Annotated in this window: 22 protein-coding genes; 9 read left to right on the top strand and 13 right to left on the bottom strand. The window is 73.9% G+C overall.

The features are described 5' to 3' along the window. Positions 1-28: 28 nt before the first annotated feature. Positions 29-778, top strand: coding sequence for a hypothetical protein (locus ABTY56_RS15695; RefSeq protein ID WP_350629311.1), 750 nt, complete (start codon positions 29-31; stop codon positions 776-778). Positions 779-962: 184 nt separating this feature from the next. Here the strand turns inward: ABTY56_RS15695 and ABTY56_RS15690 are convergent, their stop codons facing one another. The 3 genes from ABTY56_RS15690 to ABTY56_RS15680 form a co-directional block, all read right to left on the bottom strand. Further along, positions 963-1,730, bottom strand: a complete 768-nt coding sequence (locus ABTY56_RS15690; protein WP_350629310.1) for an aminoacyl-tRNA hydrolase — start codon at positions 1,728-1,730, stop codon at positions 963-965. Positions 1,731-1,872: 142 nt separating this feature from the next. Next, the gene (locus ABTY56_RS15685) at positions 1,873-2,346 is read right to left on the bottom strand and encodes a hypothetical protein (protein ID WP_350629309.1); all 474 of its coding nucleotides are present in this window, start codon (positions 2,344-2,346) and stop codon (positions 1,873-1,875) included. 188 nt (positions 2,347-2,534) lie between these two features. Beyond that, a complete protein-coding gene (locus ABTY56_RS15680) occupies positions 2,535-3,467 on the bottom strand; it encodes a hypothetical protein (protein WP_350629308.1) in 933 nt (310 codons plus the stop codon). A 124-nt stretch (positions 3,468-3,591) separates the two neighbouring features. Between ABTY56_RS15680 and ABTY56_RS15675 the strand changes: the two genes are divergently transcribed. Both ABTY56_RS15675 and ABTY56_RS15670 read left to right on the top strand, forming a co-directional pair. Beyond that, entirely contained in the window at positions 3,592-3,963 is a 372-nt protein-coding gene (locus ABTY56_RS15675; RefSeq protein WP_350629307.1) for a YbjQ family protein, read from the top strand. Positions 3,964-4,231: 268 nt separating this feature from the next. Beyond that, the gene (locus ABTY56_RS15670) at positions 4,232-5,317 is read left to right on the top strand and encodes an NAD(P)-binding domain-containing protein (protein WP_350629347.1); all 1,086 of its coding nucleotides are present in this window, start codon (positions 4,232-4,234) and stop codon (positions 5,315-5,317) included. Between the two features lie 153 nt (positions 5,318-5,470). On the opposite strand, the gene paaE is transcribed toward ABTY56_RS15670, so the two are convergent. From paaE to ABTY56_RS15630, 8 genes are all read right to left on the bottom strand, one after another. Further along, positions 5,471-6,616: a 1,2-phenylacetyl-CoA epoxidase subunit PaaE gene (gene paaE, locus ABTY56_RS15665; RefSeq protein ID WP_350629306.1), complete on the bottom strand. Its 1,146-nt coding sequence runs from the start codon at positions 6,614-6,616 to the stop codon at positions 5,471-5,473. Further along, the gene (gene paaD, locus ABTY56_RS15660) at positions 6,617-7,198 is read right to left on the bottom strand and encodes a 1,2-phenylacetyl-CoA epoxidase subunit PaaD (protein ID WP_502893127.1); all 582 of its coding nucleotides are present in this window, start codon (positions 7,196-7,198) and stop codon (positions 6,617-6,619) included. Between the two features lie 41 nt (positions 7,199-7,239). Beyond that, complete coding sequence (paaC, locus tag ABTY56_RS15655; protein WP_350629304.1) at positions 7,240-8,214, bottom strand: 1,2-phenylacetyl-CoA epoxidase subunit PaaC; 975 nt, start codon at positions 8,212-8,214, stop codon at positions 7,240-7,242. 13 nt (positions 8,215-8,227) lie between these two features. Beyond that, positions 8,228-8,569: a 1,2-phenylacetyl-CoA epoxidase subunit PaaB gene (paaB, locus tag ABTY56_RS15650; protein ID WP_502893126.1), complete on the bottom strand. Its 342-nt coding sequence runs from the start codon at positions 8,567-8,569 to the stop codon at positions 8,228-8,230. After that, on the bottom strand, positions 8,566-9,606 hold the full coding sequence (gene paaA, locus ABTY56_RS15645) for a 1,2-phenylacetyl-CoA epoxidase subunit PaaA (protein ID WP_502893125.1): 1,041 nt from the start codon (positions 9,604-9,606) through the stop codon (positions 8,566-8,568). Before paaA ends, paaB begins: the two co-directional genes overlap by 4 nt. Positions 9,607-9,880: 274 nt before the next feature. Beyond that, a complete protein-coding gene (locus ABTY56_RS15640) occupies positions 9,881-11,128 on the bottom strand; it encodes a M20 family metallopeptidase (RefSeq protein WP_350629303.1) in 1,248 nt (415 codons plus the stop codon). A gap of 1,004 nt (positions 11,129-12,132) precedes the next feature. Continuing rightward, a complete protein-coding gene (locus ABTY56_RS15635; RefSeq protein ID WP_350629302.1) occupies positions 12,133-12,792 on the bottom strand; it encodes a response regulator in 660 nt (219 codons plus the stop codon). After that, the gene (locus tag ABTY56_RS15630; RefSeq protein ID WP_350629301.1) at positions 12,789-14,180 is read right to left on the bottom strand and encodes a sensor histidine kinase; all 1,392 of its coding nucleotides are present in this window, start codon (positions 14,178-14,180) and stop codon (positions 12,789-12,791) included. Before ABTY56_RS15630 ends, ABTY56_RS15635 begins: the two co-directional genes overlap by 4 nt. A gap of 266 nt (positions 14,181-14,446) precedes the next feature. Between ABTY56_RS15630 and ABTY56_RS15625 the strand changes: the two genes are divergently transcribed. The 5 genes from ABTY56_RS15625 (at position 14,447) to ABTY56_RS15605 (ending at position 18,712) form a co-directional block, all read left to right on the top strand. Beyond that, positions 14,447-15,382: a class I SAM-dependent methyltransferase gene (locus ABTY56_RS15625; RefSeq protein WP_350629300.1), complete on the top strand. Its 936-nt coding sequence runs from the start codon at positions 14,447-14,449 to the stop codon at positions 15,380-15,382. Between the two features lie 51 nt (positions 15,383-15,433). Beyond that, a complete protein-coding gene (locus tag ABTY56_RS15620; RefSeq protein ID WP_350629299.1) occupies positions 15,434-15,673 on the top strand; it encodes a hypothetical protein in 240 nt (79 codons plus the stop codon). A 125-nt stretch (positions 15,674-15,798) separates the two neighbouring features. Next, positions 15,799-16,812: an aldo/keto reductase gene (locus ABTY56_RS15615; RefSeq protein ID WP_350629298.1), complete on the top strand. Its 1,014-nt coding sequence runs from the start codon at positions 15,799-15,801 to the stop codon at positions 16,810-16,812. A gap of 112 nt (positions 16,813-16,924) precedes the next feature. Beyond that, complete coding sequence (locus tag ABTY56_RS15610; RefSeq protein WP_350629297.1) at positions 16,925-17,512, top strand: TetR/AcrR family transcriptional regulator; 588 nt, start codon at positions 16,925-16,927, stop codon at positions 17,510-17,512. Between the two features lie 111 nt (positions 17,513-17,623). Further along, positions 17,624-18,712 carry an ADP-ribosylglycohydrolase family protein gene (locus ABTY56_RS15605; RefSeq protein WP_350629296.1) on the top strand — a complete coding sequence of 363 codons (1,089 nt, stop codon included), beginning with the start codon at positions 17,624-17,626 and terminating at the stop codon, positions 18,710-18,712. Here the strand turns inward: ABTY56_RS15605 and ABTY56_RS15600 are convergent. Next, entirely contained in the window at positions 18,679-18,945 is a 267-nt protein-coding gene (locus tag ABTY56_RS15600) for a GlsB/YeaQ/YmgE family stress response membrane protein (protein WP_350629295.1), read from the bottom strand. The genes ABTY56_RS15605 and ABTY56_RS15600 overlap by 34 nt on opposite strands. A gap of 175 nt (positions 18,946-19,120) precedes the next feature. Beyond that, positions 19,121-19,387, bottom strand: coding sequence for a GlsB/YeaQ/YmgE family stress response membrane protein (locus ABTY56_RS15595; RefSeq protein ID WP_350629294.1), 267 nt, complete (start codon positions 19,385-19,387; stop codon positions 19,121-19,123). A 184-nt stretch (positions 19,388-19,571) separates the two neighbouring features. On the opposite strand from ABTY56_RS15595, the gene ABTY56_RS15590 reads away from it, so the two are divergent. Continuing rightward, positions 19,572-20,816 carry a glycosyltransferase gene (locus ABTY56_RS15590; RefSeq protein ID WP_350629293.1) on the top strand — a complete coding sequence of 415 codons (1,245 nt, stop codon included), beginning with the start codon at positions 19,572-19,574 and terminating at the stop codon, positions 20,814-20,816. The last annotated feature ends 27 nt before the right edge of the window (positions 20,817-20,843 follow it).

Below are 20,843 nucleotides of genomic sequence, written 5' to 3'. Positions count from 1 at the left end.
CCGGAACGCACCGGAGACCGGAGGATCAGTGAGTACGCTCGCGGGCGCCCTGCGCGCCGAACGGATCAAGTTCACCACCCTGCCCTCGCAGTGGGCGGCCCCGCTGGTGGCGCTGACGCTGACCGTCGGCATCACCACGGCGGTCAACGCCGCCTACGGGGCGAAGGACCACACCCCCGGCGAGGACCCGGCCGGCGGGATCTACTACGGGCTGCTGTTCGGCCACGTCGCCGTGGCCTGCTTCGGAATCCTGCTGATCGGGCAGGAGTTCAACACCCGCATGATCGGCGGCTCGCTCACCGCCGTCCCGCGACGCGGCCGGCTGTACGGCGCCAAGCTCGCGCTCGGCGCGGGGCTCGGCCTGCTGCTCGGGCTGCTCTCCACGGTCGGCTCGTTCCTGGCCGTCGGCGCCACCGTCGGCCTGGACTTCTCCACCCCGGGCCTGACCCGCAGCTTCCTGGCCGGGGTGCTCTACCACCCGATGATGGTGCTGATCTGCCTCGGACTGACCACGATGCTGGGCAACTTCAGTGCCGCACTCGGCCTGCTGACCCCGATGGTCTTCCTCGGCACCACCGGGCTGGCCGCCATCCCCGGCGTTCGCGAGGTCGGCCAGTTCCTGCCCGACCGGGCCGGCCTGTACGCGATGCGCACCCAGCCGGAGCCGGGCGTCCACTACGGGTACTGGACCGGGCTGCTGATCATGGCGCTCTGGACCGCCCTGGCTGTCTACGGCGGCCGGCGGGCACTGCGCCGGTACGAGGCCTCGGGCGGGTAGCAGCAACCGACGGCGGACGGATGACAGGTTTCAGATGACAGACGACAGATGACAGATTTCGAAATCTGTCATCTGTTCGCCGTTCGCTGTCGGATGCCGGATGTCGGATGCCGGGCGGCAGGCGGCAGGCGGCAGGCGGCAGGCGCCACCCCGACCGCCTGTCGCCGGCAGCCACCCGCGAGCCTCACCGCAGCGCCGGGTGCTCCGCGATCACCGTGCAGCTGCCCGGCGCGATCTCGGTGAAGCCCGCATCCCGAACCACCGGAAGCCCGCTGCGGACGAGCTCCTCCCACCGCTCCGGCCCGGCCGTTCGCACCGCCAGCGCGAAGCCGGACTCGGCCCACTCCTTGCGCTGCGCCTCGTCCAGCCGCCACCACGCGAGCTGCGCGGCGTGGCCGGTCTGCGCCATCGTCTTGCCCGCGCTCATCTCCAGCTCCGGGTTGAGCCACAGCACCGGCAGCCCCGACTCGGGCGCGCCGACCTCGGCCGTCTCCTCCAGATCCGTCCCGGAGACCTGCAGCTTGGCGAGTTCCTTGGGCCAGCCGTCCAAGGGGATCGGCGGGAACACCCGCACCTCCGCCTCACGCCCCCGTACGGTGACGCCCGGCAGCTCGCCCGCCCGACGCCACTCCCCACCCCGGGCCCGCCGGACCACCTTGCGGATCCGGGCGTCCTCCCAGGCCGCGACCCGCTCTGCCCACTCGCCGTCCGCCGCGGTCACCCGCGGGTCGGCCAGCAGGGTGAGCACCGCACGGGCCGAGGTCTCCAGCGCGTCCGTCCGCCCCGACGGCGTCGCCTTCTCCACTCGGACGACCAGCGGCAGCACGTACTGCGGGCGCGCGTCACGCTCCTCGGGGGCCCGGGAGTCGCCCGAGCCCGGGTCCGCGGGGGAAGGCGAGGCGGACGAGGAGGACGAGGGCACGGAAGCCGGGGCATCGAACGGAGAAGTCACCCGTCCAGCATGCCAGCCCTGCCCGGCCCGGCTCGGCCCACCCCGTCCGCTCCCGCCCGACCCGTCCACTCCCGCCCACCCCGTCCGACCCCGCCCGACCCGCTCGGCCCGTCCGACCCGCTCGGCCGTGTCGGACCCCTGGTCAGCGCAGCCGCTGCCGCAGCTCGTCCACGGCGGCCCGGATGCCCGCGCTGTAGGCGTCCTCGGGCAGCACGTCCAGGCTGAGCACCGCCCGCTCCAACTGCTCGCGCGCGAGGTCGGGCTCGCCGAGCTTCAGGTGGTCCGAGGCCAGGTTGAGGTGCAGTGAGGGATAGAAGGCGCGCACCTGGAGGGCCGGTTCGTAGGTTCGGGCGCGCTCGGCGGTCAACGAGTCGGCGGCGGCAAGCGCCCGCCGGTCCCACTCCAGCTCGGCCCGCGGATCGTCCTGCAGATCGGCCAGATAGTGCGCCAGCACGCAGCGGTGGAAGACGTCCTGCTCCCCCAGCGCGTCCCACAACACCTCGAAGCTGGCCCGCGCCTCGGCCGTCCGTCCGCGCTGCGCCGCCCGCACACCGTCCAGGCCGAGCGCGATCCGGTCCAGCGCCGACTCGTCCCCACCGGTCGGAGGTTCGTCCACGCGACCGGAACCCACCGAGGACGCATCACGCATACCAGACACATCGGACATGCCCGCAGCCTAGCCGCCCGTCCACCGAACCGCCCCGCCCGACCGAGACCCCAGACCGACGCCCCCGGCCCCCGGCCTCTGCCCCCGACCCCCGACCCCCGACTCCAGGCGCCCGACCCCAGACGCCCGACGCCCGGTCAGCGCCGGTAGCCGCGCTGCGGGTCCCGCTCCTCCGCGTCCTCGTACATCAGGAACCAGCCCTCCGGGTGGGTGGCCGCCAGCAGCACCTCGGTCCGCTGTTCCGCGCTGAGCTCCGGGTCGCCGTCGTCGGGCCCGTAGACGCCGAACAGTTCGTCGTTGCAGCCCTCCCAGTCGTAGTCGTAGAGGTCGGCCGGGAGGTCGCCCATCATGTCGGCCACCGATTCGGGCTGCGCGCCGAGCAGCGCCCGGGCGTCCACCAGCGCCATCCGCAGCGCGATCTCGTCGGCCAGGCAGCGCGGCAGCGGCCACTCGCCGAGCGCGAGATCGTCGGCCAGGTCGTCGAAGGCCCGGGCCATCGCGCGGCGCCAGCCCCGGTGCATCCGCCACGTGCGCTGGGGCAGCCTGGCGAAGACCGTCCAGTCGACGTCCTCGCCGTCGGCGACCGCCTCGTCCCCGTGCTCGTCGAGGTCGTCGTAGGCGGCGTCGGCCAGGCCGAGCAGCTGGGCGTGGAGCAGGCAGGCGGTGCGCGGGGTGAGCGTCCAGTCCGCGCCCGCGCCGCCGTCCTCGTCGTCGCCGCCGTCCAGCGGGAACAGCTCGGCGAAGTCCGGCGTGAAGTCCTCGGTCACGCTGATCTCCAGCGTGCCTCCCATCGCCTCGACCCCGGGGATCGCGGCCACCAGCCGGTCCGGGTGCAGCAGCGCGCCGAGCGCCGCGTTGGCGTCCTCGGCGACCTCGCGCAGCAGCTCACGGCGCTGCCCCGCCGGGTCGACGCCCTCGAAGTCCAGCTCCTCGACGGCCCTGATCGCGGCCGCGCGCAGCGCCGGCCAGTCGGTGATCCGCAGGCCCAGCACCACCGTCGCCTCGATCTCCTGCGCACCGGAGTCCTCCGCCGCGCCCGGCCCCTGTGGATGATCGCTTCGCTCGCCCATGGGGCTACGGTACGGCTTTTCGGCCGCCCGATCACCGGTCCGGACCAGCTTCCGGAAGCCTTCTCGGCCACCGACCGGCCCGGCCTCGGTCACTCGGACGCACGACATTGGCAGGATGCCTCCCATGGCTGACATCAATGAGTACGGCGGCGGGCAGGGCCCGAACGCCGACGTCCTGGTCGTGACCACCAATGACATCCCCGGATTCCGGGTCGATCATGTGATCGGCGAGGTCTTCGGGCTGACCGTGCGAAGCCGCCACGTCGGCAGCCAGATCGGTGCCGGTCTGAAGTCGCTGATCGGCGGTGAGCTGCGCGGTCTCACGAAGACCCTGGTCGAGAGCCGCAACGAGGCGATGCAGCGGCTGGTGGAGCAGACCAGGGCGCGCGGCGGCAACGCCGTCCTGATGATGCGCTTCGACGTGACGGAGGCTGCGGACGTCGGCACCGAGGTCTGCGCCTACGGCACCGCCGCCGTGATCTCCCCGATCAGCTGACACCTCGAGGCGCCGCCCACGAGGGCGGCGGAAGCCACGGAAACAACGGAAACAACGGAAGCAGCGGGAACAGCAGGAACAGCAGGAACAGCGGGAACGGCGGGAACAGTCGTCGAGCCCCCGATGTTTCACGGGCGTGACTGTTTACGGTGCAACGATCGCGGGTGCTACGGCCTCGGACGCGACGGCCGACGGCACGACGGCCGACGGCACGACGGCGGCCGACGCCGCGACGGCCGGCGCCGCGACGGCCGATACGCCGCAGCGCGTGGACGTCCTGGTGGTGGGTGCCGGGCAGGCGGGCCTGTCCGCCGCCTACCACCTGCGCCGCCGCGGCTTCGCCCCGTACCGGCCCGGGATCGACGGCGGTTTCGTCGTGCTCGATGCCAACCCCGAACCCGGCGGCGCCTGGGCACACCGCTCGCCGTCCCTGCGGATGGCCACCGTGCACGGTTTCCACGACCTCCCGGACGCCGAACTCCCGCCGGTCGACCCCGAGGCGCCCGCGCGTGCGGTCGTGCCGGGGTACTTCGCGGGGTACGAGGCGCGACACGCGCTCCCGGTCGTACGCCCGGTCGCAGTGCACGCCGTACGCGCCGAGTCCGAGCGCCCCGACTCCCGGCTACGGGTGGAGACCGACCGCGGCACCTGGTCCACCCGCGCGCTGATCAACGCCACCGGCACCTGGACCCGCCCCTTCCTCCCGCACTACCCGGGCCACTACGCCGGCCCGCAACTCCACTACGCCGACTACCGCGGGCCCGCGGCGTTCGCAGGCAAGCGCGTCCTGGTGGTGGGCGGCGGCGCCTCGGCGATCCAGGTGCTGTCCGAGGTGGCGGCGGTCGGCGAGACGGTCTGGGTCACCCGCTCCGAACCCGTCTACCACGACGGGCCGTTCACCCCCGAGTACGGGCGCGCGGTGGTCGCCAAGGTCGAGGAGCGGGTCCGGCAGGGCCTGCCGGTGCGCAGCGTGGTGAGCGTGACCGGGCTCGGCCCGTCCGTCGCCTACCGCCGCGCCGAGGAGCTGGGCGCGCTGCACCGGCGGCCGATGTTCGACCGCCTCACCGAGCACGGGGTCGCCTGGGGCGACGAGGAGCTGGCGGTGGACGCGATCGTCTGGGCCACGGGCTTCCGGCCCGAGGTCGGGCACCTCGCCCCGCTCGGCCTGCGCTCCCCGGGCGGCGGCATCGCACTCACCGGCACCCGCGCCACCGCCGATCCACGCGTGCACCTGGTCGGCTACGGCCCGTCCGCCAGCACCGTCGGTGCCAACCGGGCGGGGCGCGCGGCCGTCAACGACCTGGTCAAGCTGCTCGGCGACCCTGCGCGGCAGCCCGCCCCGGCGGCGGTCTGACGGTGCTCTGATCGCCCTCGAGCGCACTCGACCGCACTCGACCGCCGACGACGGCTCGCGACTGCACTCGACCACCTGCAACCGTTCGCGACCGCCGGGCGACGCGCCGGGCCGGGCGCCACCCGCCGGGGGGCGTGGCCCGGCAGCGCCGGCTCAGCGGTCGTAGTCGACCGTCACCCGGTCGGTGAGCGGGCGGGCCTGGCAGGTGAGGACGTAGCCGGCGGCCAGTTCCTTCTCCTCCAGGGCGAAGTTGCGGCGCATCTCCACCTCGCCCTCGGTGACCAGGGCGCGGCAGGTGCCGCAGACCCCGCCCTTGCAGGCGAACGGCAGGTCGGGGCGGGAGCGCTGGGCGCCGTCCAGGATCGAGCGGTCGCGCGGGAGGGAGAGGGTGCTGCCGCGGCCGTCGAGGACGACGGTGACCTCGCTGTGCACGCCACCGGGCTCGCCGTCGGACGAGGCGTCCGTCCGGTCCCAGTCCTCGTCGCGCTCCGGAAGCGGCTCGTCCTCCGCGTGGAACAGCTCCTGGTGCACCCGCTCGCCCGGGACGTCCAGCTCGGCGAGCAGTTCCTTCGCCCCGGTGACCATGCCGAACGGGCCGCACAGCCACCAGTGGCCGACACTGTCCACGTCCACCAGCGCCGCCAGCAGCGCCCGCACCCGCTCCGGGTCCAGGCGGCCGCTGAGCAGTTCGGCGTCCCTGGTCTCCCTGGAGAGCACGTGGACCAGCTGGAAGCGGCCGAGGTAGCGGTCCTTCAGGTCGGCCAGCTCGTCCGCGAACATCACGGTGTCGCTGCGCCGGTTGCCGTAGAGCAGGGTGACGGTGGAGCGGCGGTCGGCGGCCAGCACGGAGCCGGCGATCGACAGCATCGGGGTGATGCCGGAGCCCGCCGCGAGCAGCACGTGGTCGGCGGGGACGCCGAGTTCGGGCGTGAAGAGGCCCGACGGCGTCAGCACCTCCACCTCCTCACCGGGCTGCGCCTCGCGCACCAGCCAGCGCGAGAACAGCCCGCCCGGCACCTCCCGGACGGCGATCCGCAGCAGGCCGCCGACGGGGGCGCAGATCGAGTACGAGCGGCGCTCGTCCGCGCCGTCCACCAGCTTGCGCAGCGTCAGGGTCTGCCCGGGACGGAAGGCGAACTCCTCCGCCAGCGCGTCCGGCACCTCGAAGGTCACCGCCACGGCGTCCTCGCAGAGCCGCTCCACCCGGTCGATCCGCAGCCGGTGGAAGGTGGGGCGGCGGGCCGGGCGGATGCCGGTCGCCTGGGTGTCGGCGGAGGCGGACGGGACGGCGGCGGGCATTCAGATCTCCTTGACGCGTTCGAAGGGCTCCCGGCAGACGCGGCAGCGCCAGAGCGCCTTGCAGGCGGTGGAGCCGAAGCGGGACAGCTCCTCCGTCTCCGTTCCGCCGCACTGCGGGCACGGCACGGGGGACGCGGCAACGGCCGCTCCGGCGCCCGTACGGGTCGGGCCGAGGAGGAGCGGAACCGGTCCGGCCGCGTGGACGGCGGACGTCGGACGCGGCGGGGCGATGCCCGCCTCGGCGAGCTTGCGGCGGCCCTCGGCGGTGATCAGGTCGGTGGACCACGGCGGATCCAGCCGCAGCCGCACCCGGACGTCCGGGTACCCGGCCGCGCGCAGCCGGCGGTCCACGTCGGCGGCCATCTCGGCGACGGCGGGACAGCCCGAGTAGGTCGGGGTCAGCCAGGCCGTGACCGCACCGGTGGCGTCGTCCAACTCGACGTCGGCGAGGACGCCGAGGTCGGCCAGGGTGAGCATGGGCAGCTCCGGGTCCGGCACGGCCGCGGCGACCGCCCGGGCCAGGTCGCGGGCGGTGCCCACGGTCCCCGCGCCCGTCGTGCCCGTCACGCTCACGCCCGTCATTCCGGTCGCGCCTGGCACGCCCGTCACGCCGACGGCTCCCGTCACCACGTCGCCCCCGGGTGTGCGCGGGCCACCACCTGCAGCTCGGCGAGCAGCGGGCCGAGGACCTCGGTGTGCACACCGTCGCGGCCGGCCCGGCCGAGGACGGTGGCCAGCGGCGGCCCGTCCGGCACGGTCAGCCCGGCCTCGGCGAGGACGGCGGCGAGCGAACGCAGCACCGGTTCGCGCAGGATCGCCGGGTCGACACCCACCCGCAGCTCCACCGGGTGGGCCGTGAACAGCTCCTCCAGCAGCGGCCAGACGGCGTCCAGCCCGGCTTGCATACGCTCGGCGGAGTACGGCGTGCCGTCGCCCAGACGCAGCGTCCAGGCGGTGGCGTACTCACGGTGGTACGCCAGCTCCTTGACGCCCCGGGCGGCCACCGCCGCGAGCACCGGGTCGGGGTGCGCGCTCAGCGCCTCGTACAGGGCGCCGCGGGCGGTCGCGAAGAGCAGCAGCCGGGCGATCGAGTACGCGAAGTCGCCGTTCGGCATCTCCACCAGCCGGACGTTGCGGAACTCGTGCTCCTCGCGCCAGTACGCCAGGTCGTCCTCGGTGCGGCCGGTACCGTCCGCCTGGCCGGCCCGGGTCAGCAGCAGGCGGGACTGGCCGAGCAGGTCGAGGCCCAGGTTGGCGAGCGCCACCTCCTCCTCCAGCTCGGGCGCCCGGGTGCACCACTCGATCAGCCGCTGGGCGAGGACCAGGGCGTCATCGCCGAGCATCTGGCAGTAGGCGGCCAGGTCCGCGCCGTCCGTCCCGGCGGGCAGGGCGGTGTCCACGCCGAGCAGCGGGTCGGCGAAACCCGTCCCGTACGCCCAGCGGCCCTCGCCCTCGGGGCCGGGGGTGGCCTCGGTGAGGCTGAGGTAGACGTGGTCGTCGTGGCCGTCGTGGTCACCGTGGCTGTCGTGGCCGCTTGCGGTGCCGGTCGTGGTGGCGGTGCCGGTCGCGTGGCCCGGTGCGGCGGTGTGGTCCTGCATGGCGGTTCCCCCGTCAGATGTGCGGGACATCCTCGGGGATGTCGTAGAACGTCGGGTGGCGGTAGACCTTGTCGCCGCTGGGCTCGAAGAAGGGGTCGCGCTCGTCCGGGGTGGAGGCGGTGATCGCGTCCGAGCGGACCACCCAGAGGCTGACGCCCTCGTTGCGGCGGGTGTAGAGGTCGCGGGCGGCGAGCAGGGCCATCCGGTCGTCGGCCGCGTGCAGCGATCCCACGTGGACGTGGTTCAGGCCGCGCCGGGGACGCACGAACACCTCGTACAGCGGCCAGCCGGCCTTGGACTCGGCCTTGGGCTCGGCCGCAGACTCGACCGTGGAGTCGGCCTTGGGCTCGGTCACTTTCCGTTCTCCTGTTCGGTGGCGTGCCGTACGGCGACGAGCTGTTCGGCGACGTGCTGTTCGGCGACGTGCTGTTCGGCGGACTGCTCCGCGGCGCGCTTGGCGGCGTAGGCGACGGCGGCCTCGCGGACCCAGGCGCCCTCCTCGTGGGCGGCGCGGCGACGGTCGATCCGCTGGGCGTTGCAGGGGCCCTGGCCGCGGATGACCCGGTTCAGCTCGGACCAGTCCGGCTCGCCGAAGTCCCAGCCGCCGCGCTCCTCGTTCCAGCGCAGCTCCGGGTCGGGGAGCGTGACGCCCAGGTGCTCGGCCTGCGGGACGGTCATGTCGACGAAGCGCCGGCGCAGGTCGTCGTTGGTGTGGCGCTTGATCCGCCAGGCCATCGAGCGGGCGGTGTTCGGCGAGTCCGCGTCCGAGGGGCCGAACATCATCAGCGACGGCCACCACCAGCGGTCCACCGCGTCCTGGACCATCCGGCGCTGGGCCTCGGTGCCCCGCATCAGCGTCATCAGGAGCTCGTAGCCCTGGCGCTGGTGGAAGGACTCCTCCTTGCAGATCCGCACCATCGCCCGGGCGTACGGACCGTAGCTGCAGCGGCAGAGCGGGACCTGGTTGCAGATCGCCGCGCCGTCCACCAGCCAGCCGATCACGCCGACGTCGGCGAAGGTGAGGGTCGGGTAGTTGAAGATCGAGGAGTACTTCTGGCGACCGGAGATCAGCTTCTCGGTGAGCTCGGCACGGTCGACGCCGAGGGTCTCGGCGGCGGCGTAGAGGTAGAGGCCGTGGCCGGCCTCGTCCTGGGCCTTGGCGAGCAGGATGGCCTTGCGGCGCAGCGACGGGGCCCGGGTGAGCCAGTTGCCCTCGGGCTGCATGCCGATGATCTCGGAGTGGGCGTGCTGGGCGATCTGGCGGATCAGGGTGGCCCGGTAGGCGTCGGGCATCCAGTCCCTGGGCTCGATCCGCTGCTCGGCGGCGATGACCGCCTCGAACCGGTCCTCCGGCGCCTGCGCCGGGACCGCCTCGGCCACCTCTGCTGTCACCACGGTCCCCTCTCGTGTCCTGCACTGCCGGCTGCCCGGAGCTCGGGCACCAACCGACTGACCGTTCGGTCGGTACCATTCTGCGCGGCGGGGCCGAGGGATGGCAAGGCACGAAACAGATAACAGCTGACAGATTACGAAATCTGTCAGCTGTTATCTGTTACCCGCTACCTGTCACCTGCGCCTTCGGCCTGGCGCTTGTCACCTGCGACGCGTCCGTTCGCCGACGGCTACGCCCCGGCGCCCCGGCCGCGCTCCACCCTCCGTCCCCCGCTCACCCCTCCGCGCGATCGCGCAGTCGCGGCAGCGGTACGGCGAGCAACGCCGCCAGCAGGGCGATCCGCGGGGCGACCTGGTCCAGCCGGATGTACTCGTGCCGGGCGTGGGCTCCGGCACCCACCGCACCGAAGCCGTCCAGGGTCGGCAGTCCACGCGAACCCGGCAGATTGGTGTCACCGGCCCCGCCCGCCGGAGCGCCGTCCAGCTGCTGCCCGAGCACCGCGGCGAGCGAACGCACGTGCCGAAGCAGCGGGTTACCGGTCCGCTCGGGCCACGCCGGGCGGCTGGACAGCACCTCCGTCCGCACCCGGGCGCCCGGGCGCAGCGCGGTGAGCCGAGCGAGGTGGTCGAGCGTGCGGCGCTGCGCCTCGGCGGTGGAGAACCGCAGGCCGAGTTCGGCCTCGGCCCGGCCCGCGATCACGTTGGCACGCGAACCACCGCTGATCCGACCGGCGTTGAGTTCCGTACCGGGCTGGCCCGCGAGACCGCGGACGAGCACGAGCTGGTCCACCAGCTCGTCGACCGCCGACACCCCGTCATGGGCGTCGTTGCCCGCGTGCGCCTCGCGGCCGGTCACGGTGAGCCGGACCCGGGTGCTACCGCGCCGTGCGGTCTTCAGTCGGCCGTCCGGGTGCGGCGGTTCCAAGCCCAGCACCGCTGCGGCTCCGCGCAGTTGGCGTTCGACCAGGCGCCGCCCGTCCGGGCTGCCGACCTCCTCGTCGGAGACCACCACCAGGCGCACCGTCCGGTGCGGCCGCTCCCCCAGATCCGCGAGCAGCGCCAACGCGCCCTCCAGGATGGCGAGTCCGCCCTTCATGTCGACCACACCGGGACCGGTGAGCCGACCGTCCTGCTCGGCGACGGGCCAGTCCGCCAGGGTGCCGACCGGCCAGACGGTGTCGTGGTGGCCGACGATCAGCAGGTGCGGCAGGGACTCGTCCCGGCCCTCCCACTCCAGGACGAGGTGGTCACCGGCCGGACCGGGTTCGCGACGGGCAGTCGCACCAGTGGCGCGGAACCCGGCGGCCAACTCCTCGGCAAGGGCGTCGAGTCGGGGGGCGTCCCCACTGGGTGATTCGATCCGGGCCAGGTCCGCGCAGCGGCGTCGGACGGCGCCGGCGAGCGTACGGGCGCGGGTGCTGAGCGCCTGCGGCAGACCGGGCAGCGCCGCCGTGACCGGGGCGTTGGCGGCGGGGGTGGCAGCGGCGGGGGCGGCAGCGACAGCGGCAGCAGCCGGGTTCACGGTGGTCGACGCCGGGGTTGCGACGGCTGTGGCACTGGCGGCTGTGGCAGTGACTGCTGCTGCGACTGCGACTGTGGCTGCCGTGGCGGCGGCTGCGTCGAGAGGCTCGCCGTCGGCAGCCGGAACGGGGAGCTGGTTGCCGTCGGGTTCCGCGGCGGCCTCCGGCACGGCGGGCGACCCGACGATCTGGGGACTCAACGCTCGCCTCCGCGGCCGCCGCCGGTATTCAGCGGTCGGACCGGCCGACCGCCCCCACCCGGGTACCAGGCCCGACCGGAGCACACCGTTCTACCGGTATGGCCGGCGGCCCGCCGGAACGGCCCGTCTGGCCCAAGTGCGGTGGAACGGCTGGGCGGCGTGCTTGGCATGGCGTCCTCCTCGCTCGATCCGGTGGCCCCGGTCCACCCGGAGCCCCGTGGACGGCGGCCTCCTTACGGCGGCACGGTGGCCGGGCCGTCGCAGGGAAGCCGAGATGTGAGCCTAGAAGAACCGTTCGGTTTCCTGCGAGGTGGCCCTGCTCCCAGCGTGCCGGTTCCGGGCCCAGCCTCGGACACCCGTCGGGGAACGGCGGCGGGCGCACGGCGCGCGGGCCTGGATCGGCGCGCGGGCGCGGTCGCCGGATCGCGCCCATCTCCACCATGGACCCGCGGCCCGAGTTCGGCAGCGCAAACCGCCAAGGCACGGCATTTCCACGCCGGATGGGTGACAGCGGCTCAGCATGCGGTACGAACCGGGAGCACGCGACGGCTCAGGGAAGCCCGGCCGCCCTCCCGGCCCGACTCCACGGGAACGTCCGGGGAACACCCGCGTGAACACCGGCGGATGCGATGCCCCGACGAGCCCCGCTGTGCGCCGCCACCGAACGCCACAAACACAGCGAGTGCCCATGAACGCCCATGAACACCATGAATGCCATGAACGCCGCGAATACCATGAACGTCACGACGTCACCGAACACCCCATCGCCAGGGCGCCCGCAGGTGCGGACAGCGCGGCCGCCGCCCTCAGGCGCCGTCCCCGGCCAACTCCGCATCGCGTGCCAGCAGCGCGGCCTGGACCCGGTTGCCGACGCCGAGCCCGGTCAGGATCCGGCTGACGTGCGCCTTGACAGTGCTCTCGCGCATCCCCAGGACGCCCGCGATCTCGGCATTGGAGAGCCCATCGGCGAGTTCGCGCAGCACATCGGTCTCGCGCGGGGTGAGACCGGCGATCCGGCTGCGGGCGGCGACCGACCTGGGGGCGCCGACCCGGTGGTAGCGGTCGATCAGGCGTCGCGCGGCCGCCGGGTGCAGCATTCCCTGGCCGCCGGCGACGACGTGCACGGCCCGGGCGATCTCGGCGGGCGGAGTGTCCTTGAGCAGGAAGCCGTCGGCCCCGGCGGCGAGCGCTTGGTACACGTACTCGTCCAGGTCGAAGGTGGTGAGCGCGATGACCCGCGGGGCGTCGGGCAGTTCGCGCAGGCGACGGGTGGCGGCGATGCCGTCGAGCCGGGGCATCCGGATGTCCATCAGCGCCACGTCGATCCGTCGGGTCCCGGCGAGTTCGACGGCCTGGAGCCCGTCGGCGGCCTCGGCGACCACGGTCAGCGCCGGGTCCTGGGCGAGCAGGTCGACCAGGCCGAGGCGGACCAGCGCGTCGTCATCGACCACCATCGTTCGGATCATGCGGTCTCCTTCGGCTGCTGCGTCGGGTGCCGGACGTGTTCGCACTGCTCGCACTGTTCGGACTGTTCGGACTGTTCGGACTGCTCCGGCAACGGCGGCTGGTTCGGCTGGTTCGGTTCCGGGAGCGAACCGTCGGTACGGGCGGGAGCCGGTTCGGGAGCCGGTTCGGGCACCGCCGGCGGCAGCCGGCCCGGCGTGGGCGACCGGGCAGGCAGGCGGGCGGAGAGCCGGAAGCCGCCCGCACCGTCGGGGCCCGCGTCGAGGTGACCGCCGAGCGCTCCGACCCTTTCGCTCAGCCCCACCAGGCCGTACCCGCCCCCCGTGCCCGGACCGTCCGGTGGCGCCCCACCGGGACCGTTGCGGACCTCGACGACGGTGGCCGGCTCCCCGTAGCCGACCCGGACGGTGACCGACGCGGCGGGCGCGTACTTGCGGGCGTTGGTCAGCGCCTCCTGGACCAGGCGGTGCACGGCCAGCCGGTGGGTGGTCGGGACGGACTCCGGGTCTCCGGCGAGGGCCAGTTCGACCTGCTGCCCGGCCTGGGTCGCCTCGCCGACGAGTTCGGTGAGGTCACGCAGGGCGGGCCTCGGAACGGACCCGGACGCGGCCGGCGGGGCGGGCTCGCCCCGGGCGGCCGGTCGGGCCGGCGGGTCGGCGCGCAGCGCTCCCAGGACGTCGCGCAGGTCGTCGAGCGAGCGGGCGGCGGTGGTGCGCAGCAGTTCGAGCCGGTGGGCGAGCCGGTCCGGGTCGGCCGCGACGGTACCGGCCCTGGACTGGTCGCGCAGCACCCCGGCGTGCAGCACCAGCAGGCTGAGACGGTGGGCCAGCACGTCATGCATCTCCCGGGCGATCCTGGCGCGTTCGGCGGCCCGGGCCTGTTCGGCGCGCAGCTCGCGCTCGCGGCGCAGCGCGTCGACCTGCTCGTGCAGGGTACGGATCAGCACCCGTCTGCCGTGCAGCCACAGGCCGACCGCCAAGGTGGCCGCCTGGACGAGGAGTTGGGAGCCGAAGGTACCGGCCCAGCCGGCCAGTGAGTCCGCGTCGGACGCACTGGCCAGGGCGATGACCGCGCCCCCGGCCGACGCTGGTCCCGTCCGGCCGAGGTAGGCGAGGTGGAAGACGCTGAACAGGCCGGGGAAGGCCCGGTCGAACAGCCCGGCGGTGAGCACCGGCAGGGCGGCGGAGGCGACCGGGTGGCGCCGGGCGAAGAGGAGGGAGAGCGAGGCCAGCGCGGCCACGACCGTACGCGGTGCGCGCAGCGGGCCGTCCGCGTTCAGCCACTGGACCAGGGCCTCCTCGGTGGTCAGGGCGAGCAGGCCGAGCAGCAGCAACGTCTCGATCCAGGGCCGGTGGTCCGGGCCGTACCAGCCGAGCGCACTCCTGCGCATCGGGCGTCCTCCTTTCCTCGTTCCGAAGGCCAACCGTCCGCCCGCCGCTCGGACGTGAGCTCGGGCTCCTGCCCAGGCTCGGGCTCCGTCCAGGCTCGGGCCCGGACGTGAACTCGGACGTGAACGCGGGCTCGGGCTCGATGCTAGGCGTGCTCGGCTCCGGGCTGCCTCTGTCTTCCGGCCAACCGCACCCTCGACTTTCGTCGGGGGTGCGCGTCGCTGACCGGCCGATTCGCCGTACTCCCGCCGTTCCTAACGTCGAAGACATGACGAACGACCAGCTCCGGCTTCCCCCCGACTCGTCGCCCTCGACCCACGGTTCACCCTCCGAAGGGGACCGCCTGCTGTTCCTCTCCGAGGCCCTGCGCACGTTCCACGACACCGGCGCGCTGGCCCCGAGCGGCCTGGAGCTGGTGAACGCGCTCGTGGTACCGGTCACCAGCCGCCCGAACCACCCGATCTCGGTGCTCGAAGTCGGCGCCGGTACGGGGGTGGTGACGCGCCGTCTGGTCAGCGCACTGCGCCCGGGCGACCGGTTGCACGTCGTCGAGGCGAACCCGCGGTTCGCCGACCGGCTGCGGGAGGACCCGGTGCTGGCCGCCCGCCACCCTGGGATCGGACTGCGGCTCTCGGCCTGCCGGGTCGAGGAGCTACCGCGCCACCGCCCCTCGGTGCCGGCGGGGGCGTCGGCGGAGGCCGGACCGGAGGAGCAGGTGGAGCGGTACGACGCGATCGTGTCCGGGCTGCCGTTCACCAACTTCCACCCCGCTCAGGTCCGCGAGATCCTCGACCTCTACCTGCGGCTGCTGACGCCCGGCGGCGAGCTCACGTACTTCGGCTACCTCGGCACCACGACGGCGCGCACCCTCACCTCGGGACCCCGCCGGGGCGCCCGCCACCGGGCGGTTGTGCGGCTGCTGCGGCAGTTCGAGGCGGCCTACGGACTGGGCGAGCGCACGGTGTGGCGCAACCTGCCGCCCGCCCGCGCCCACCTCCTCCGCTCCCCGGGCGGGCGCGAAAACTGGGCGCTGCCTGGGGGATCGACGACCGGCCACTCGGTGGGCAGCGCGGGAACGGCCGGCTCGACGGCCTGGCACGCAACAGCCGGGCACGCAACGGCTGAGCACGCAACGGCCGCGGCCGGAACAGCCGGCGACACGACGGCCGAGCCGACGGGCGGGGCGGCTCCGGCCGCTCGATGATGGACCGGGGCCAGGCGCCCGGCTCCGAGTCTCCGGCGGTGAGGAGCCGCGATGACCCTCTCTCGGTCCGCGACGTGGAAGATCCAGAGCCGCTTCGAGGCCTGGACGGGCTGCCGCCTGATGGGCTTCGCTGCCGATGCCCAGGCCCTCGAAGGCGGCTCGCCCAACGGCGAGGGGTGGATGCTCAGGCACCCCGGGTACACCGACCTCGCGTACGAGAACCGCAGCCGGGTCGCCGACCGATGGCCGCCGAGCCGGACCACGACATGCGGGGGCATGCCCAATCCCTAACAGATGACAATCGACAGATTTCAACTTTCAGATAACAGACGACAGCGAACAGATTTTGAAATCTGTTCGCCGTCGTGCCATAGTGGCACCCGGGCCACCCTGCCCCCACCCCTCCGGGAGTACCGATGTCCTCCACGACCCGCCCCGCACAGCGCCCCCTCGGCACCGCCGGGCCTGTCACCTCGGCCCTCGGCCTCGGCTGCATGGGCATGTCCGACATGTACGGCCCGGCCGACGAGGCCGAGAGCATCGCCACCATCCACACCGCCCTCGACGCCGGGATCACCCTCCTGGACACCGGCGACTTCTACGGCATGGGCCACAACGAGCTGCTGATCCACGAGGCACTGCGCGGCCGCGACCGCGAGAGCGTGCAGATCAGTGTGAAGTTCGGCGCCCAGCGCAGCCCCGACGGCCAGTGGCTCGGCTACGACGCCAGCCCCGCCGCCACCAAGACCGCGCTGACCTACACCCTGCGCCGCCTGCGCACCGACCACGTCGACATCTACCGCCCGGCCCGCCTCGACCCGAAGGTCCCGATCGAGGAGACCGTCGGCGCCATCGCCGACCTGGTGAAGGGCGGCTACGTCCGCCACATCGGCCTCTCCGAGGTCGGCGCCGACACCCTGCGCCGCGCCGCCGCCGTCCACCCGATCAGCGACCTGCAGATCGAGTACTCGCTGCTCAGCCGCTCGGTCGAGGCCGCCGTCCTCCCCGCCGCCCGCGAGCTGGGCATCGGCGTCACCGCCTACGGCGTACTCTCCCGCGGCCTGCTCAGCGGCCACTGGAACCAGGACCGCGCCCTCACCGGCACCGACTTCCGCAGCCACAGCCCGCGCTTCCAGGGCGAGAACCTGGCCCACAACCTGGCGCTGGTCGAGGCGCTGCGCACGATCGCCGCCGCGAAGGGGGCGAGCGTGGCCCAGGTCGCCATCGCCTGGGTGGCCTCGCGCGGGCAGGACGTCGTCCCGCTGGTCGGCGCCCGCCGCCGGGAGCGCCTGACCGAGGCGCTCGGCTCCCTCGACGTCACCCTGACCGCGGCCGATCTCGGCGCCATCGAGGCGGCCGTCCCCGCCGGCTCCGCCGCAGGTGACCGGTACGCTGCCGCGCAGATGGCCCACCTGGACAGCGAGCACTGACCGGCCCGGGCCGCAACAGCCACAGCCACAGCCACAGCCACAGCCACAAAACGACAGCACCACAGCACCACAGCACCACAGCACCAGACGACCCTAAGGACGGACCTCCCCCGTGACCACGGACACCACACTCACCGCCGAGCAGATCCTGATCGCGGCGGAGGACGTCCTCCGGCGGTTCGGCCCGGCCAAGGCCACCGTCGTGGACGTCGCCCGCATCCTCGGCGTCAGCCACAGCAGCGTCTACCGCCACTTCCCGAGCAAGGCCGCACTGCGCGAGGCGGTCACCCAGCGCTGGCTCGACCAGGCGCACCACGAACTCGCGACCATCTCCACCGAGGGCGGCCCCGCCGCCGAGCGGCTGCACCGCTGGCTGACGACGCTGTTCGCGGCCAAGCGGAAGAAGGCGCTCGACGACCCGGAGCTGTTCGCCACGTACATGGTCCTGGTCGAGGAGAACAGCGGCACCGTCGACGCGCACATCGACACCCTGGTCAAGCAGATCTCGCAGATCGTCCAGGACGGCATCGACGGCAAGGAGTTCAAGCTGGCCCACATCCTGAACACCGCCCGCGCCGTCTTCGACGCGACCGCCCCGTTCCACGACCCGGCCTACGCGTCCACCTGGTCGGCGCCGGAGGCCGACGACCGCTTCGAGGCCGTCTGGAAGCTCGTCCTCGGCGGCCTCAAGGCCAAGTGACGCTCCGCCCCCGAATGATCGAGGCGCCGGCACCCGGAGGAAAATCCGGTCGCCGGCGTCTCGGCCGTCCGGCAGACTGCCCCGCACAGTTGATCTCACTCGGAGGATGACATGCGTGCGGCCGGCCCGGTCCTGGACAGCCTGCAGGGGCTCGCCCTCGGCGACGCCTTCGGCGACCGCTGGTTCTCGGTCCCGGCGGACGAGGCGCCCGCCGCGCTGGCCGCGCGGCTGACCCGCCCAGCCCCCTGGCACTGGACCGACGACACCGCGATGGCTCTCGTGCTGGTCCGTCACCTGGCCGCCCACGGCGAGGTCCGGCAGGACGCGCTGGCCGGGGAGTTCGCCGCCGAGTACGCGCGCGAGTACGACCGCAAGTACGGCCCGTCGATGCACCGGGTGCTGCGCGGGATCGGGGCGGGCGGGGACTGGCGCGCCATCACCGCGGGCCAGTTCGAGGGCCAGGGCTCGTACGGGAACGGTGCCGCGATGCGGGTCGCCCCGCTGGGCGCCTGGTTCGCGGACGACCTGGTCGCGGCGGCCCGGCAGGCCGAACTGCAGGCGCGCACCACGCACTTCCATCCGGAGGCGGTCGTCGGCGCGGTGGCGGTCGCCCTCGCGGCCGCGCTCGCCGTGCGGAGCCGGGGCGAAACCCCGCCCGGACGGGCCGAGTTGCTGACCGAGATCGCCGGACGGCTGCCGGACAGCGACGTCCGCTCAGGCCTGCGGATCGCCGCCCGACTGCCCGAGCACACCAGCGTCCGGCACGCCGCCAACGTGCTCGGCTCCGGGGCCATGATCTCCGCCCCGGACACCGTCCCGTTCGCCCTGTGGTCCGCTGCCGGGAACCCGGACTCACTCCCCGAGACCGTCTGGCACACCCTGGAGGGCTGGGGCGACCAGGACACCACCTGCGCGATCGCCGCCGGGGTGGTCGCCGCCCGCACCGGTCTCGCCGACGTCCCGGCCGCCTGGCTGCACGCCCGCGAGGACCTGCCGGCCTGGGTCACGGGCGACGCGGACGAGCCGTTCGCACCAGCCGGACCGGACGCGCAGGACAGGCCGGATGCGCAGGACGGGCAGGACGGGCCGGATGCCCCGGGCGGCGCGGGCCTGTCGGGCGGCACGGGCCTGTCGGGTGGCGCGGGCGAGCATGGCCGGCCGAGCGGTCAGCGCCGCACGATGCGCAGCAGCACCCCGTAGAGGAACAGCAGCACCACCGCGCCACCGATCGCCGACACCCAGGTCGTCAGGTCGAGGAAGCTCACCTTCACCGACCCGTGCATCCAGTGCGAGATGATCCAGGTGCCGACGTAGGAGCCGGCGATGCCGATCAGGGTGGTCCCGATCAGACCGCGCTCGCCCTTCCCCGGCATCGCCATCCTGGCCAGGGTCCCCGACACCAGGCCCAACACGATCCACGCCATCCAGCTCATCAGTCGCCCCTCGTGTCATCGGCGTGACGGCCCCGTCGAGACACCGGGTCCGGTCCGAAGGACGCCGGAGCGGGCCGCCTGGTTTCCGGTACCCGTGACGACCGACTCGAACCGGCCACCGGGCGACCCGCCACCGAACGACCCGGCGCCGAACAAGCCGATGCGAACTCGCCTCCTAGCGGCGCGAGTTGCCGAACAGCAGCCGGTAGGCGACCAGCAGCACCAGGGCGCCGCCGATCGCCGACACCCACGTCGCGGCGTCGAAGAAGTGCGCGTTGATCGACCGGTGCATGAAGTGCGATGCGATCCAGCCTCCGACGAAGGAACCGGCGATGCCGATCAGGGTGGTCACGATCAGGCCGCCCGGGTCCTTCCCCGGCAGCAGCAGCTTGGCCAGCGCTCCGGCGACCAGGCCCAGCACGATCCACGCGACGATGCCCATCCGTCCGTCCTTCCTGTCCATCGACGAGACGGCCCCGTTCCGTCCGCTCTGCCCCGAAGGACGCCGCCGCCCGCCGCCCGGTTCCGACCGCCGCCGCGCGGAGGACCCGGAACCGGCCACCACCCCCCTTTCCGTCGCGCGTGGCGTCCTTCCGGCAGGCCGCCGGCGCCGGAATACTGCGGCCATGCGCATCCTGATCGCCACCGCCGGGTCCCGCGGCGACGTGGCTCCCTTCACCGGGCTCGGGGTCCGCCTGCGGGCGGCCGGTCACCAGGTGGCCGTCGCCACCCACACCACCTTCGCCGAGTCCGTACGAGCGGCCGGGCTGGAGTTCCGCCCGCTGCCGGTCGACCCGCGTGCCGAACTCTCCTCCGAACAGGGGCGGCGGCTGCTGAGGGCCGGCAGCGGCCCGGGGGTGGTCCTCCAACTCCTGCGACTTGGCCGGAAGTTCATGCCCGCGCTCGGCGACGGCATCGCCGACGCGGTCGCGCTCGGCACCGACCTCCTGCTGACCACGAGCACCACCAGCGCGCTCGGCCAGGTCGCCGCCGAGGCCGCCGACCTCCCCACCATCGGGCTGTTCCTCCAACCCATCGCCCCCACCAGGGAGTTCGCGCCTGCCGTCACGGGTGCCCGGTCACTCTCCCGGCCCGGCAACCTGCTCGCCGGGCACGCCGTCCAGGCCGCGACCGACCAGCTGTTCGTCCCGGCCGTACGCGGGCTGCGCCGTCGGCTCGGCCTGCCGCCGCTCGGCATCGCCCGGGCCCGACGCAACCACCCCGTCCTGCACGGCTTCTCCCCGACGGTCGTCCCCCGCCCGGCCGACTGGCACCCCCGACTGGACGTGGCGGGCTACTGGTGGCCGGCCGCGCAGCCGGACTGGCAACCACCGGCCAGGCTCCTCGACTTCCTCGCCGCCGGCCCGCCACCGGTCTTCGTCGGCTTCGGCAGCCTGGTCGTCCCGGACCCCGAACGGCTCACCGCCACCGTCCTCGCGGCGGCCCGCAGCGCCCGGGTGCGCCTCCTCCTGCAGACGGGCTGGAGCGGGCTGGCCGCCGAGGACTCGGACACCGTGCTGACCATCGGCGACACCCCGCACGACTGGCTGTTCCCCCGCACGGCCGCCGTGGTCCACCACGCCGGCGCCGGCACCACAGGCGCCGCCCTCCGCTCCGGGACGCCCACCGTCCCCGTCCCCGCCCAGCTGGACGCCCCCTTCTGGTCCGCCCGGCTCGCCTCCCTGGGCGTCTCCCCCGGCCCCGTCCCCCTCCGGGCCCTCACCCCCGCCCGTCTCGCCGCCGCCCTCCGCCGCGCCCTGGACACCCCGCACTACCGCACCCGCGCCCGCGCCGTCGCCGCCACCCTCGCCGCCGAGGACGGCGCCGCGAAGGTCGTCGCCGCCGTCGAGTGTGCGGCAGCGGCCTCGTGACGAGCGACGGTTCACGTGGCGGCCGGC

Origin of the sequence: Kitasatospora sp. NPDC097691, from assembly GCF_040302665.1 — a bacterium.
In the GTDB taxonomy this organism is placed as follows: Bacteria; Actinomycetota; Actinomycetes; order Streptomycetales; family Streptomycetaceae; genus Kitasatospora.
This window is presented reverse-complemented; position numbering and strand designations above follow the sequence as displayed.